We start from the raw sequence: 13762 nt of genomic DNA on the forward strand, positions 1-13762 counted from the left end.
ATAGAAAACGGATATAAAATCCTCTTCTATTTAATACAAAATTATAACTATAAAAATCATGAGTAATGCATTTTCTAAAGAGTTTTTAGGAGACACTCCAATAAAAAAAGATCAAATAAAAATATGGGGAGTCACTCTTTTTTCTATTGGCTGTATAGTCTACAGCAACTTCACAGAATTAACCGAACTTCCCATTTGGAAAGCTATTTTATTTATCGTTATGCTCCTCGATATTTTTGCAGGAGCAGTTGCTAACTTCACAAAATCTACACAAACACATTATAAAGAAAATACTAAAAAGAGAATCATTTTTCTATTCAGTCACCTGCTACACATTGGCTTTCTAGTTTTAGCTATTGGGCATGCTTACTATTGTTTTGCTTTACTTGCTTATACAATTACTGGTGGGTTGATAGTAAATTTTACAACCTCTATAAAACAACAAGAAATAAATGCTGCAACAATTTTTTGTGTTGGAATACTTCTATTCTATGTCCTTTTCCCTGCCCCACACCTATTGATCTGGCTCCCTGCAATTCTATTAATAAAGTTAGTCATTGGATTTTCTATCAGACGAGAGGACAATTACTCAGCCTCAAATACAATTCAAAACAACATCTAAAACAAAGTAAAATGGAAAATAAAAAAGTTTTAGTTGCTGGAGCTACTGGATATTTAGGACAGTATATCGTTAAAGAAGTTATCAAAAGAAATTACGATGTTAGGGTATTAATTAGAAATGAAAATCAGAAAAAATATTTTAATAATGTTACTGATTTTTTTATTGGTGAGGTAACAAAACCAGAAAGTTTAAAAGGTATTTGTAATGGGATTGCTGCTGTTTATTCATCCATAGGGATTACCAGACAGAAAGATGGGCTCACATATATTGATGTTGATTATAAAGGAAATGCTAATTTATTAAATGAAGCCAAAGCCTGTAAAGTATCTTCTTTTTTATATGTTTCTGCTTTGAATGGAGACAAATTATGGGATCTGAAAATTTTTGAAGCAAAAGAAAAATTTGTGGATGAATTAAAATCATCAGAATTAAACTACACGGTAATTAGACCAAATGGCTTCTTTTCTGACATGAAAGATTTCTTAGCTATGGCTAAGAATGGAAAAGTGTACCTCTTTGGAAAAGGAAATTTTAAACTTAATCCCATTCATGGTGAAGATCTAGCAAAACTAAGTGTAGATAAAATTGGCGGTTTGGAAAATGAAATTTCTATTGGTGGCCCTGATATATTTACGCAAAATGAACTTGCCAAACTTGCTTTAGATAGTTGGAATAAACAACCATCAATTGTTCATTTACCAGATTGGATGAGAAAATTTACTATCTGGAGTTTAAGAGCTTTTACCTCTTCTAAAACCTATGGACCAATTGAGTTTTTCCTCACGCTTATGGCATTTGATAATGAAGCGAAGCAATACGGAACACACCATTTAGCTGACTTTTTTAAAGAAGAAGTAAAAAAAGAGAAAATTTAGTTGCTCAATTTTTTCAACTAAATTTTAAAAAGAGGCACTACCCATTACATACGAGTGGGTAGTTTCAAAACCTATTAAGACCGTGGTTTATTCAATTGCCTATCGTACATAACAATACTACCTGCAACAGAAACATTTAAACTTAGTGGAGAATTAAATTTCACTAAAAAATGACTCTTTTCCATTGCTTGATTAGAAAGTCCATGATCTTCTGCACCTAATAAATAAACACATCTTCTTGGGTGGTGAAAGGTTTCTAAGTCCTCAGATTCGTCAGAAAGTTCTACCCCAACTATACGTGTTCCAACAGGTATATTTTTAAGGAAATCATCAAAAGTATCATAATGGTAATACGGAATAGACTTCACTGCATTATGCGTATCACAAGCTTGCTTTGCATACCTATTCCCAATTGTAAAAATATAACTAGCCCCTAAATTTTGAGCAGAACGCCATAATACACCTAAATTCTCTGGAGTTTTTCCATTTTGAATACCGATACCAAAGTATTCATTTTTAAAATTTGAATTCATTCTCGCAAGTTAATCAGAACCACTTAGAAATAGCAGATTTAATTTTGAGTTGAAGAATATTCACATCATTATCTTACCCATATTTTTCATAAACATTTATTATTTTACATGTACGCATAAACACAGAATAACAATAACTTTTGTCAGATTATCTTCATAGATTCGCTTACTTAATCCAAAACCTAAAAATAACCTAAATGAAAAAGAAGAAAACGATTCTATTTATACTCTCTGGTTTACCTGCATCAGGAAAGTCAACTCTTTCAAAATTAATTGCTCAGCACTATAAAGCCCTATATTTAAGAATTGACACTGTTGAACAAGGTTTAAGAGATTTATTACATTGTAAAGTTGAAGGAGAAGGGTACAGACTCTCGTACAGAATAGCTAGTGATAACTTAAAACTTGGACTAAATGTGATTGCTGATTCTTGTAACCCCATAGTATTAACAAGAAAAGAATGGGATGAAGTTGCCATATCCAACAATGCAATTCCTATAAATATAGAGGTAATTTGCTCTGACAAAAAAGAACATGAAAACCGTGTACAAACAAGAAGTACAGAGGTTGAAAATTTAATTTTACCTACTTGGATAGACATACAAGAAAGAACCTTTTCACCATGGGAAAAAGGTAGAATACTAATTGATACTTCAAATAAAACGATAACTGCTACTTTTGACGAATTAATTTCTAGCATAGATACCTACCTAGCCAATAACTTTTAAAAGTTATCATATCAATTATTACATAGAATGAATCATCAATAAACAGAATTGATTAAATTGACTCATTCAAAAATAATAACTGCATTAAAGCAAATCACCAAAAAAACTTAAAATTGGAAGAATTAATTGAGAAGATAAAAAAAAGTATTTCGTTAAGTGCAGATGCAGAGAAATACCTTTATTCAATTATTAAGAAAAAAAATGTTTTGAAAGGTGATATTTTAATCCATCAAGGGCAAGTAGTAAAGCACACCTATTTTGTACTTGATGGGTGTTTAAGGGCTTTCTGTATTGATAAAAATGGGAAAGAGCACACCCTACAATTTGCCGTTAAAGATTGGTGGATAAGTGATTTTATTGCCATATATAATAACGAGTTAGCTACCCTTACGGTAGAGTGTATTAAAGAAGCAACTTGCTTAGAGTTTAAGACCAAAGACCTTGATGGAATCTATGCTCTTTTTCCAGAATTTGAGGCTTTTCAACGTAGAAATTTAGAACGACATGTGGTTAGTTTACATAAACGCATTTTAAACCAATTACAATTAACCGCAGCAGAAAGATACAACCTATTTCTATTGCAATACCCAGATATAGAACATTTTACACCAAACTATCATATTGCGTCTTATTTAGGAATAACCCAACAAAGTTTAAGTAGAATTAGGGCAGAAAAGGTCTAAATATCCTCTTTTTACCATAGGGTAATTTTTATAAGAAACCTGTGCTGTATATTTACATCAATAACATCAAAAGGTAAATAAAATGCTTAAAAAATTACTTGGAATAGCTCCTCAATTAGAAGCCGATGGCTCATACAGTCCTTCAAAACTTGCTTTAAAATTAGGCACTGTAGATGTATCTGATTTCGAAAATATTGCTTACACAAAATACCAAGGTAAGAAGTCAAAAATCTTAGTCATTTTTACTGAACAGAAAAACTTAAAGATGAAAAATGGGAAATTGTTTTCTACTGGAAATCATCCGATAGAAGCCTTGTTACCTATGATGCATTTAAAAAATGCTGGATTTGATTTTGATATAGCCACCCCAAATGGTAAACCTGTCATTTTTGAAATGTGGGCATTCCCAGAAAAAGATGAAAAAGTAAAAGCATTCTATAATGAGCATACAACTAGTTTTGAAAAACCTAAAAAATTAGGCGATTTTGTTGAAAACTCATTTGATGATTCTGACTCTTATGCAGCTGTTTTTATTCCGGGTGGGCATGGTTCTATGCTTGGAATTCCTGAAGACGAAAACGTAAGTAAGGTCTTAAATTGGGCACATCAAAATGATTTATTTACGATCAGTTTATGTCATGGGCCAGGTTCTTTCTTAGCAACAACGCTAAACAACCAGCCTTTCCTTTATAAAGGTTATAAGATGGCTGTTTTTCCAGATTCAGTAGATAAACAAACACCTATGATTGGTTACCTTCCTGGACATATGCCTTTTGGCTTAAGCGAGAACTTAAAGAGCTTGGGTGCTACTCTTGTTAATACCAAATCTGATAAAACTGTTTGCCTAGATAGAAAACTTATTACTGGAGCAAGTCCTCTTGCCTCTAATGAATTAGGAAAGTTAGCAGCCAATACTTTATTAGATGCATTAAACTAGGAATTGATACTATAACAAGATATAAAAGCGGTTTGGGAAATACTCAACCGCTTTTGCTATTTCTATACTGTTGTGAATTATTCTTTTTGATGACAAAAAGCTACAATTGTTTTTCTAATAACCGTTTTAGAAAATTCATTATTTTACTTTTTCCATTCCATATAGGATTCCACTTCGTTAGTACTTTCATCTATTGATTCCGATAGAACACTGAACCCCTGATGTTTATAAAATTGAATACTCCTTAAATTATTTTTATATACTTTAAGTTGAATTGTTTCTCTTTTACTTTTTATAAAGTCTAAAAGATTTTTTCCTATACCAGATCCTTGCATAGTAGTCTGAACGAATATTGCTGCAAGGTAATCTTCCACCATCGCAACAAATCCAACAATTTGCTCATCTTTTATTGCTAAATAACATTCTGAACCCGGTAAGTATTGAGTTGCCATAACTTCTTTATTCTTTTCCCAATAATCACTTGAGATAAAACTGTGTGCTTGTACAGACACCTTGTACCAAAGCTCTACTACAGTATCAATATCTTCATTTTTTAACGCTCTTATTTCCATTATTTTTTATACTTTTCAAGTAATTGAAAGAACATTTTATCTACCTCCAATTAGTTTTTAATTTGCAGTTCAATTAAATCATCAATAGCTATATTACCTTCATATTCATCATTTTTCCCTCCAAGGATATATACACTATTATTGTATCCAAATACCTTATAATTCTTCTTCCTACCATAAATCAAATCATCAATAGATGCATCAAATCTACCTGACTTAATATCATAAGAATATAATTTCTTTGTTGATTTCGCCAATTCAGAACCACTATTTATACCATTTGTAAAATAAAATTTATTATTCAAAACAGTACCTTCTTGTGAGTATTGCATCTTATTCATAAGAGGTTTAAATATTGTCCATGTATCTTTTCTAGGATTATATTTAAACATTTCATTCTTACTCCAAACATAAAACTCATTCTTATATTTTAATGAATTTAGGCCCGAAGCTTTTCTATGGTACGGCATTCCTTTTTTCCATTCTTTTGTTGATGTATTATATATATGAACATCATCTAAAATTTGAACTCCAGAAGATTGGCCTACATCTCTCCCATTTGCATATCCCCCAATTATAAAAAGTTTATTATTGTAAGATTCAACCGTAGTGAAATGAAATTTAAAGGGTAATTTAAAATCCTCTTCCCATTCATTTGTATCTATATTGTACACTTGAATAAGATCACTATCATAACCACCAACAAGATAAATTTTATTATTTATTATAGTTGAAGAAGCCCCTTTTTGCCTTTTAGGTATTTCATTTATGGCTTCCCATTTATTTGTCGAAATGTCGTAAACACATACAACTCCATTTCTATAGTTAGTATTACGACTAGTTTTTAGATTTCTTGTGGATTCTAAAAAAGTATATATCTTACCTTTATATATTTCAGCCCCAAAATCATAAGCACCAGATGGCATTAAGGCTTTTTTATGAATATCAAATTTTAGTAATGTATCAGATACTGGTAATGTACTAGAAGATAGTACCAAGGTTAGTAGAAGCAATAATATAGTTTTCATTTTTGTTAGATAATTAATAGTACAAACGTATTACTGTTTATGTAAAATTTCTTGAGTGTAATTTAAAACATCAATAATTTATCCAAATTGGCAACTATCGTAAAAGAAGATATTAAAATTTCCGTTTAAAATTTGAGTAGAATTAATTAACTAGTTGTTGAAGATAGAGATCAGTCAAAGAGGCAAGTTATGCTCTATTGGTTAAACGCCCAGAGTTTGGATTTGAAGAACCTACAAACATTCAAAAAATATTTAAACGAGAGACAGGTAAAACAGCATTGGAATTTAGACAAATAGCAAACAATTAATCTAATTTTAATTATCACGTTTTCTTCTAATTACTTAAAATTAAATTGTGAAAGAGCAAAAAAAGACCTTGAATGAAAAGTCGACCCCTAATTGTTGTAAACAATTTATTTTAGATTATTTATCATTTTTTTAAAGTGTGGGTAATAAACACTTCCCCACAATGGATTTTTTTTAACTTGGAAAGTTTCTTTAGATCTAGAATCATGAACAACAGGAATTAAGAACCCTGCCCATTTTTATCTGATTTTAATTTTTGACAGTAGTCTTTGGCTTTATCCGAAATATTATTTGAAAGCAAAACTGATATTACTCCCACTCCTGATAGAAGTCCCCTTGGCCAACCTTTATTGTTCTGTTTAGAGAATTTAAACGATTCAGATAAATAATCTCAGCACTAACCTAGTAGATATGATGACTTGAATAGTTTAGTGAAAAAGGTCAAATAAGTTCGAATGTCGGTAATATTTGAATATGACTATCTCCTGAAGAGTAGGTATGATTTTTTAGACATTATTGGCAGTTTTTATATTTTTTCAATTATTAATATCAATTTCAAAACCTCTTTAGAGTCAAAAATATCCTTCCCAAATCTGTTTTCTTCAAAAAAATTTATACCGATTTCAGGATCATTGATAAATTCACTTTTATTTCTAAGTTTCCCAACAAATAAATATTCAATTTGAAAGTGATTATCATCCAATAATAGTTCTTCCCATGGTTTTTGAAAATCAACTCCTATATCAATAGAGTTTCTTTCCATAGCTCTCGTTACTTTCTCAATACAGATAGTCTTAATGATTGAATCACTGAATTTATAGTCAAGCTCACTATAACCTAGCCTAGTCTTCTCTTCATCGTAAAGAAATAATTGTGACAAATGTTTTTTCATTTATGAATGCACCGAAACGGATTTGTATAAGATTAGTTGCGTTTATTTAAGAATAAAATTAGTAAAAAAGCCCGCGAGGACTTTGGAAAATAAACTAGAACGAGCAATTAATTTTATTACTTGTTGTAACCAGTATTTTTGTCTTTTCTATGATTTTCAAACATTTCAATTGCAGTTTTCAACATTCCTATCATTCCAATTCCAAGGACAATCATTCCAACTGATATCTCGTTTAATACGTTATTGTTATTATTAAAAAAAACATATAGACCATATATAATTAGAAATGCACATAATATACATAGATAAACTAAAGCTATTTTACCTTTATTCGGACTTTCCCAAATTCTTTTCGAGAATTTATTTTGTGTTCTGTTGGTATCTTGTAATGTTGAAAAACTAATTGCTAATCCCATAAAAATTAGCATTAAATTAAGGCTTTTAAAAATCAAGTTTGGATTACATTTAATTTGTTCAATTCCATTAAAATATGGACTTACAACAAAATATAATGCAATTAACAATAATGGGTACTGGATGTAGCTTACATAGTGGAAAAATGTTTTAAAATTCATCGATTATAGTTTATTTATAGATTCTAATTCTACTTTTATTTTTTTCATATTACTTATTTGTGACGGAAGAATTGCACTTAAAGCAATTGGAACAACAATAATAGAAATGAAAACTCTATTATTGTCCATTGTCAATAATCCAAAAATACAAACAATAAAAAGGACTAATATAGTTACAGTCAATATCACAATTGAAGTTTTAAGTAATTTTAATTCACTTCCTAATTTTTCTGTTGTTTTTTCTTTTCGCATTATGTTATATGTTTTGCTTGGTAATATTTGTCACAACGGGTTGACTAAATTGCAAAGAGAACGCCTCAACTATGAATAGAGATTAGCTAATGTTAGCTTGATTTTCTTTTTTCAATTTCGGAATAATTATTAGAATTAGAATAATAAAGACTGTAATTAAATATATTCTAAAAAATTCTATAAAAGTATTATCAAGCCTTGTTTCAAATTCGCCTCTTCTAGGTAATAATATTATTTGATTACCCCCATTAAATTGAAAATTATTTTTCGCATGAGGATTAAGTTCCTTTTCGAAATAATCTACATTTTTAAAGTTATAAGATTCTAAACTTCGCTGAATATGCGATGAGAAAACTCTTTTATTAAGAGTAATCTCTTTTTCATTTATGGGGCCATATAATGTTTTATTAAAACTTAAACCATACCAAATATTTTCAGAATTTTTGAATTTAAATATCTTGTAAAGTACCAATTCCATACTACTACTTCTTGAAGGTGGTATGGTATGTATATATTCTTGTTCAAGATTTAAGTCTAAGTCAAAATTATCTATAGAAAAATACTTTTGATCTGAATGAAGTTTTATTTCATCCAAATTTTCAACTTCTACTAAGTTGAAAAATAAATTTCTAAGAACTTCACTTCCAAATCCAACTAAAGTAATAAATATAGATACTACTAGAATTACATGATATAAAAATGATCCACTCATTCTTTCTGTCTTTACATCAAGTCGTTTAATTCTTTTTTTTAGAAATATGTTAACTAAAGAGAATGGTATGGTAAATAGAACAATAATATTAGAAAAACTATAAGAGAAATCAGCAAAATCAAGCACATATACAATAATCCAATAAATAATTGAGTATATCACAAAAGATAAAATATTTACCAATAAGTATGGTAGAAAAATTTCTAGAATCTTAACTTTAATGTCTTTCATTTTCTTCATTGAAGTCTGTAATAGTTCAAGCTAACGTGATGATTAAACTACGTGAGCAGTTATGTCAACCGTGATTGGAGTTTAGTTGATGTTATGCACTTTCTAATTTTCGTTTATATATAAAAAGGTCGCTACTTGTTCCAATTGCAAAATAATTTCCACAACTAGAAAAACCATAACTTTTAAGAGTATCAGTGCAATAAATCCTAAAACACTGTGACCTGTCTCTTTCTGAATATGGACTTTTCCCTTTTGGAGCAAAAATTATATCATAATACGGCCAATCTAAAGCCATTGTAATGAGATAATCATGATTCAAATTTGTTAAAGGTAATCCTCCTCCGTGTAAACCTGCAATTGAAATATTCTCTTCTTTTAACAATCCAATCCCAAAACATCGCATTTTCTGGTAATCAATTTCATGTTCATCATTATAATCTCTGTCAATTTTCTCTAATTGTGAACAATCAAATAAGCCTCGTCCATTTGATGAAATTACTAATAGTAAATGTGGTTTATTATAGCTAAAACCAATCTCTGTCAATCCACCAATACTATATTGTTGAAACTCCCAACTAACCGGAGGATTAAGTTTGGGAATTTCCTCCAAAATTCCCCTCAATCGTTTTCTGTTCTCTAAATTGTATTTTCTTGATAAGTCCGATGACATATTTTGTCTACTAAGTTTTACAAATTGAGATTTTAGTTTTTCAAAAATTCTACTCATTAAGTTAAGTTGTGAATAACGGTTTATGTATGGTACCTATCCCGAAGGGTATGCACTATACACCGTGTTCTGCTTTCGTTATTTCATTTTTTAGCTCGTCAGAAATATTAATCCATTTGGTTTTATCTGTCAACTTTAATTCAGTCGAGCATTCATTTCTTGCTACTGCCGTTATGTGCTTAAACCATTCTAAATAATTCCATTCTCTTGGTTTCGGAGAATATAAAGTCTGTTTCTTATCGTCCCAATGAACTTCTGTTGCTGTCCTATAAATCAAACTGAATTTTTCAACTTGAGGTTTAATATGCAGTTTTCCTGACTCGTCAATCTCGATTTGAGTTATTATATCTGTTTTAACTAACATAATTCCAAATTTTTTGCATTTCAGAAGTGTTATAACTTTCTATTAGAATTTTAAAATCTTCAGACAGATTCATTTCTAAAATTTCATTGCCCAAGTCAGGTCTAAATGCCCAAATCCACGAGAGGATTTCTTCTCTTTGTGGCGGTTCATAATCTGGACAAAATTCAATGTAATTCTCACAAACTCCTATTGTGTTTGAATAAAGAACACTAACTGCCGACTGTCTTTCGTCAAATTTGTCAAACTCGACAATTGCACTCCAAGGAACTTCTGTTGGAACAGTTTCAAGTATTTTCTCTAATTCACTTTTCATCTTTTCTTAATGAAGCACAACGACCAAGCTAAGAAACGTAGGGGAGTTTGACATGCTACCCTTTCGGTTTACGACTTAGCTAAGCCAAATATTTTTATAATTTAATTACTCTTTTCATTATCAAAATTTTGGATTGGCGGACTATCCAAGAGCTCTGGACTCTCGAATACCTCCGAACCCCTATGTTTTCTTAGCCCTTGTTGTATGCCGTGCATTTTTTCATTTGCTAGCAGACTGCTTCTGTTTACCACCGTGTGGTCGGCAGACATACTCTTTGGCAAGTTTTGGTTTGTGCTGTTGCCTTGTGTTACTTGACAATGTGTATGGCTGAGAAGGGTGGGTTTAAGAATGAAAAGAGGTTTGTTTCTCAATTATTGAGTCCAATAATATTTCAAACTTCACATAAGCATCATCATTAAATTGTCTATAATTGCTCTCTATGATATTTTTGACTGTGTTTTTAGTTAGTTGTTGAAAGTCTTTTATTTTCGATTTTCTTTCTATGTCTGCTAGTAGTATAGGCTTATATACATCGAGAGGAAAATAATCTTCCATATAGAACTCTTTTCCTTCCTCCCAGTCATTTGGGGTTGTATGAGTCATAGTTTCAACATTACTCATCGGTGATTCCCTTAGAATTTTATTCATTCCTTCAATGCCATCCTTACCTGCTTTATCAGCATCAAATGTTGCTAAACAGAATTGGGTAGGTTTTATATGGGGAGCAACTATCTCTTTAAAGATTGCAGGAATATTTCCTGCACCACCACAATTGATTATTAAGAAATTAAACTGTTCATATTTATTATCCCTTAGACGATTCAGTCTCAGCAAAGCTTCGTTGATGTATTTATAATCAAGCTCGCCTTCAACCAATAGAATATCTTTGTTAGTACTTAAAGCTAGAGTTGCATCTATAACTGAAAATTCCCCGTTTGTGATTTCATTTAGCGTATTAATCTTGTCCAGATGAATTATTTCAACACCAGTATCTGAGTTGTTTTTGACTAAGCGAATATTATTTTCATCAATACAGTTTAAGATTTTTGGTGAATGAGTTGAGAAAAGCGTAAAACGGTCTTCTTTGTCAATACTATTTATGATTTCCTTTTTTCTCTCAATATGAACATGTGCATCTGGCTCATCCAAAAGTACAAGGGTTTTATCATCAGAAAGTATATGAATAATAGCGTTGATAAGAATTAGTTTTTTCTCTCCTTCACTTAGTTTTAATATGTCAATACCATCAAATTCAATCTCCGTTTTCTTAATAATCTTATCTGCCTTTACTAGTTCACTTTTCACTGGCATACCAGTTATGAATAGGTAGTAAAATAGCTTTTTGGATAACTCTTTATTGTCTCTGTGACCTAGGTCAAGAGAAGATATTGTTTGAATAGGGATAGCTCCCGTAGGGGAGTCTTTTTGAAGTGATGCTAACCGTTTAACAAATGCTAGGGCTTCATTATTTTCATACAGTCCATATTTCGTTTCATCGATTGCAAACTTGACTTCAACGTCTTCACCAATTTTTAAGATTTCCTTTACGAATTGCAGAACTGCTGTGTCTTCCGAGCTCAAAAGGGCTATTAATGCATACTCCCAAGTATATTTATTGATATACAATAATTGAGGGACAAAGGAAGTCTGTTTTTTTATATCCTTGAAAAAGTCAGCATAACTATTAAGATAGACACCTTCCCACATTCTGTTATCTTCTCCACTATACGATGCAATGACATTGGAAGGTAAGTATTTAAAATGGTCTTTTTTATTAACTTTTTCCCCTGTATCTAAAGACATCTCTCCATTGATGACTTGAACAGTGCTAGTACTAATCGTGTACTCTATTTCATACTGTAAAGAACAGCTTGAATTATGGTACAAGCTTGAAAATACCTCACTCAAAGCTTCAAGTAAGTTACTTTTACCTGAACCATTTAGACCGACCAAAGCACAGTAATTCTTGCAATCGGAAAAGTTAAAAGAAACTTGCTCTTTATTTTTTAGGTTTTTATAACCTTCTAATTTTAATGATAATAGCTTCATTATAGCGTAGAAAATATTTTAGATTCGAAGTTGCTGTTAGCATTTAAAAGGCTTGATTTACTCTGGTCTCTTAAATCAAAAGCCTTTTCTAAAAGTGATTTATAGTGACTTGCGATTTCTTCCTGTTCTAATATGCTAGGGGGAATGGGAATAGTTATTTCAAATAATTTCTTTTGTGAAATAGATGGCATAATGGTCCCTGTGTTTTTTTCTTTATACTGCCTTTGAACAAACCCCGCATTATTAATAGCTGAAATAAAATCACCGCTTACTTTTGAAGAATCGATAGAAATGATAAATACCTCAGATGACGCTGTTATCTCTGAATCTGTATTTGATATATAAACAGAATTACCAACTGTGCCTTTTCTTGTTATTAAAAGAGTGTCATTGGAAATTAAATCGGATTCATTATATGTATCAATATGGTAAACATTATCATCTGATATAAAGTCTCTTTTAATGTCTGATACCTTTATAAACCGAACACCTTTTGAAGAATAGTTTCTTGCAGAAATTCCATTTCTGGTAGACTTAAAAATTTCACCATATTTTACCATTGGATATTTACTTTCAACGGTCAATGATTCTTTCAATAAAAACTCAGTGTCCCACCTGTCTAAATCCTTAAAACTCACAAACTGCAAGCCTTTTTTTACTTCAGTGTCTTCATTAACATTTATCTTAAGAGTTGAATTCAAATAGTTCTCAGCATTCTGAAGCTGCTTCAGTGATGATTTCATTAACTCATCGCTTTGGCTAATTTGCTTTTTGTAAGAATCAACAATACTTAGTTGAGTAACCATTTTTTTATCTCCATTGTTACTCAAAGGAGGAAGGGGGATTTCAACATCTAAGAATTGTTTAACGTTAATTCTCTGACGATTTGTAGTCCCACTGCTACACATTTGAGCAAACTCAATGAATTTCTTTGTTGTAGTGATTAGAAGTAAAAAATCAGGAGATATTTTGCTTTCATCGACACTAAAAGTAGGAAAGTCGTTTGTTACAATAGCACCATCTAAGTCATTTGGTATTAACCCCATTGCTCCGTTACGAGCATCAATTTTAGACATTATAAATTGCCCTTTGCGAACAATGAATTGTTGTTTTGTGCCAATATTTTTACCCCATTCCTTATTTCGCTCTTTAACGCCACCATTATTGATTTTTACAGTAACACGGGTGTAAAGAGTTTCGTCTTTAATAACTACTTTGTCAGTGTTTTTTATTAAAAAGTCACCCAAACGTACTAATGGAAATTCTTCGTTATAACAAAAACCATGATTATTCAAATGACTTACACTCCAGTTACTTAATTTACTGAACTGGACAAAATCGAGCATTTTTCTATTCTCCATTT

General features: G+C 30.8%; 17 protein-coding genes. 5 read left to right on the top strand and 12 right to left on the bottom strand.

Annotated elements, in window-relative coordinates; translation table 11 throughout:
• The first annotated feature begins 58 nt into the window (after positions 1–58).
• Together KM029_RS25880 and KM029_RS25885 are read left to right on the top strand one after the other, a co-directional pair.
• Positions 59–622: a hypothetical protein gene (locus KM029_RS25880; protein ID WP_144077306.1), complete on the top strand. Its 564-nt coding sequence runs from the start codon at positions 59–61 to the stop codon at positions 620–622.
• Between the two features lie 11 nt (positions 623–633).
• Positions 634–1497 (top strand): SDR family oxidoreductase, encoded by an 864-nt coding sequence (locus tag KM029_RS25885; RefSeq protein ID WP_144077307.1) that lies wholly within the window; start codon positions 634–636, stop codon positions 1495–1497.
• 74 nt (positions 1498–1571) lie between these two features.
• Here KM029_RS25885 and KM029_RS25890 read toward each other — a convergent pair whose 3' ends face one another.
• Entirely contained in the window at positions 1572–2030 is a 459-nt protein-coding gene (locus KM029_RS25890) for an RNA methyltransferase (protein WP_126616866.1), read from the bottom strand.
• Positions 2031–2227: 197 nt separating this feature from the next.
• Here KM029_RS25890 and KM029_RS25895 point away from each other — a divergent pair, with 197 nt between their 5' ends.
• The 3 genes from KM029_RS25895 (at position 2228) to hchA (ending at position 4378) form a co-directional block, all read left to right on the top strand.
• Positions 2228–2758, top strand: a complete 531-nt coding sequence (locus tag KM029_RS25895) for an AAA family ATPase (RefSeq protein ID WP_144077308.1) — start codon at positions 2228–2230, stop codon at positions 2756–2758.
• 113 nt (positions 2759–2871) lie between these two features.
• Positions 2872–3441: a Crp/Fnr family transcriptional regulator gene (locus KM029_RS25900; protein ID WP_158631276.1), complete on the top strand. Its 570-nt coding sequence runs from the start codon at positions 2872–2874 to the stop codon at positions 3439–3441.
• A gap of 82 nt (positions 3442–3523) precedes the next feature.
• Positions 3524–4378, top strand: coding sequence for a glyoxalase III HchA (gene hchA / locus KM029_RS25905; protein WP_144077310.1), 855 nt, complete (start codon positions 3524–3526; stop codon positions 4376–4378).
• A gap of 143 nt (positions 4379–4521) precedes the next feature.
• Here the strand turns inward: hchA and KM029_RS25910 are convergent, their stop codons facing one another.
• The 11 genes from KM029_RS25910 to KM029_RS25960 all read right to left on the bottom strand — a co-directional run bounded on the left by KM029_RS25910 (position 4522) and on the right by KM029_RS25960 (position 13760).
• Positions 4522–4950: a GNAT family N-acetyltransferase gene (locus KM029_RS25910; protein ID WP_144077311.1), complete on the bottom strand. Its 429-nt coding sequence runs from the start codon at positions 4948–4950 to the stop codon at positions 4522–4524.
• Between the two features lie 50 nt (positions 4951–5000).
• The gene (locus KM029_RS25915; RefSeq protein ID WP_144077312.1) at positions 5001–5978 is read right to left on the bottom strand and encodes a Kelch repeat-containing protein; all 978 of its coding nucleotides are present in this window, start codon (positions 5976–5978) and stop codon (positions 5001–5003) included.
• A gap of 832 nt (positions 5979–6810) precedes the next feature.
• On the bottom strand, positions 6811–7176 hold the full coding sequence (locus KM029_RS25920; protein ID WP_144077313.1) for a hypothetical protein: 366 nt from the start codon (positions 7174–7176) through the stop codon (positions 6811–6813).
• A gap of 116 nt (positions 7177–7292) precedes the next feature.
• Complete coding sequence (locus KM029_RS25925) at positions 7293–7751, bottom strand: hypothetical protein (protein ID WP_144077314.1); 459 nt, start codon at positions 7749–7751, stop codon at positions 7293–7295.
• 3 nt (positions 7752–7754) lie between these two features.
• Complete coding sequence (locus KM029_RS25930; RefSeq protein WP_144077315.1) at positions 7755–8003, bottom strand: redox-active disulfide protein 2; 249 nt, start codon at positions 8001–8003, stop codon at positions 7755–7757.
• 82 nt (positions 8004–8085) lie between these two features.
• Positions 8086–8946 (bottom strand): hypothetical protein, encoded by an 861-nt coding sequence (locus tag KM029_RS25935; RefSeq protein ID WP_144077316.1) that lies wholly within the window; start codon positions 8944–8946, stop codon positions 8086–8088.
• Positions 8947–9037: 91 nt separating this feature from the next.
• Positions 9038–9673: a hypothetical protein gene (locus KM029_RS25940; protein WP_144077317.1), complete on the bottom strand. Its 636-nt coding sequence runs from the start codon at positions 9671–9673 to the stop codon at positions 9038–9040.
• A gap of 55 nt (positions 9674–9728) precedes the next feature.
• Positions 9729–10037 (bottom strand): hypothetical protein, encoded by a 309-nt coding sequence (locus KM029_RS25945; RefSeq protein ID WP_144077318.1) that lies wholly within the window; start codon positions 10035–10037, stop codon positions 9729–9731.
• The gene (locus KM029_RS25950) at positions 10027–10350 is read right to left on the bottom strand and encodes a hypothetical protein (RefSeq protein ID WP_144077319.1); all 324 of its coding nucleotides are present in this window, start codon (positions 10348–10350) and stop codon (positions 10027–10029) included. The genes KM029_RS25945 and KM029_RS25950 overlap by 11 nt, the downstream gene beginning before the upstream one ends.
• Before the next feature lie 342 nt (positions 10351–10692).
• Positions 10693–12399, bottom strand: coding sequence for an ATP-dependent nuclease (locus KM029_RS25955; RefSeq protein ID WP_144077320.1), 1707 nt, complete (start codon positions 12397–12399; stop codon positions 10693–10695).
• The gene (locus KM029_RS25960; protein ID WP_144077321.1) at positions 12399–13760 is read right to left on the bottom strand and encodes a restriction endonuclease subunit S; all 1362 of its coding nucleotides are present in this window, start codon (positions 13758–13760) and stop codon (positions 12399–12401) included. Before KM029_RS25960 ends, KM029_RS25955 begins: the two co-directional genes overlap by 1 nt.
• Between the last annotated feature and the right edge of the window lie 2 nt (positions 13761–13762).

It is taken from the genome of Flammeovirga kamogawensis (assembly GCF_018736065.1).
GTDB lineage: Bacteria > Bacteroidota > Bacteroidia > Cytophagales > Flammeovirgaceae > Flammeovirga > Flammeovirga kamogawensis.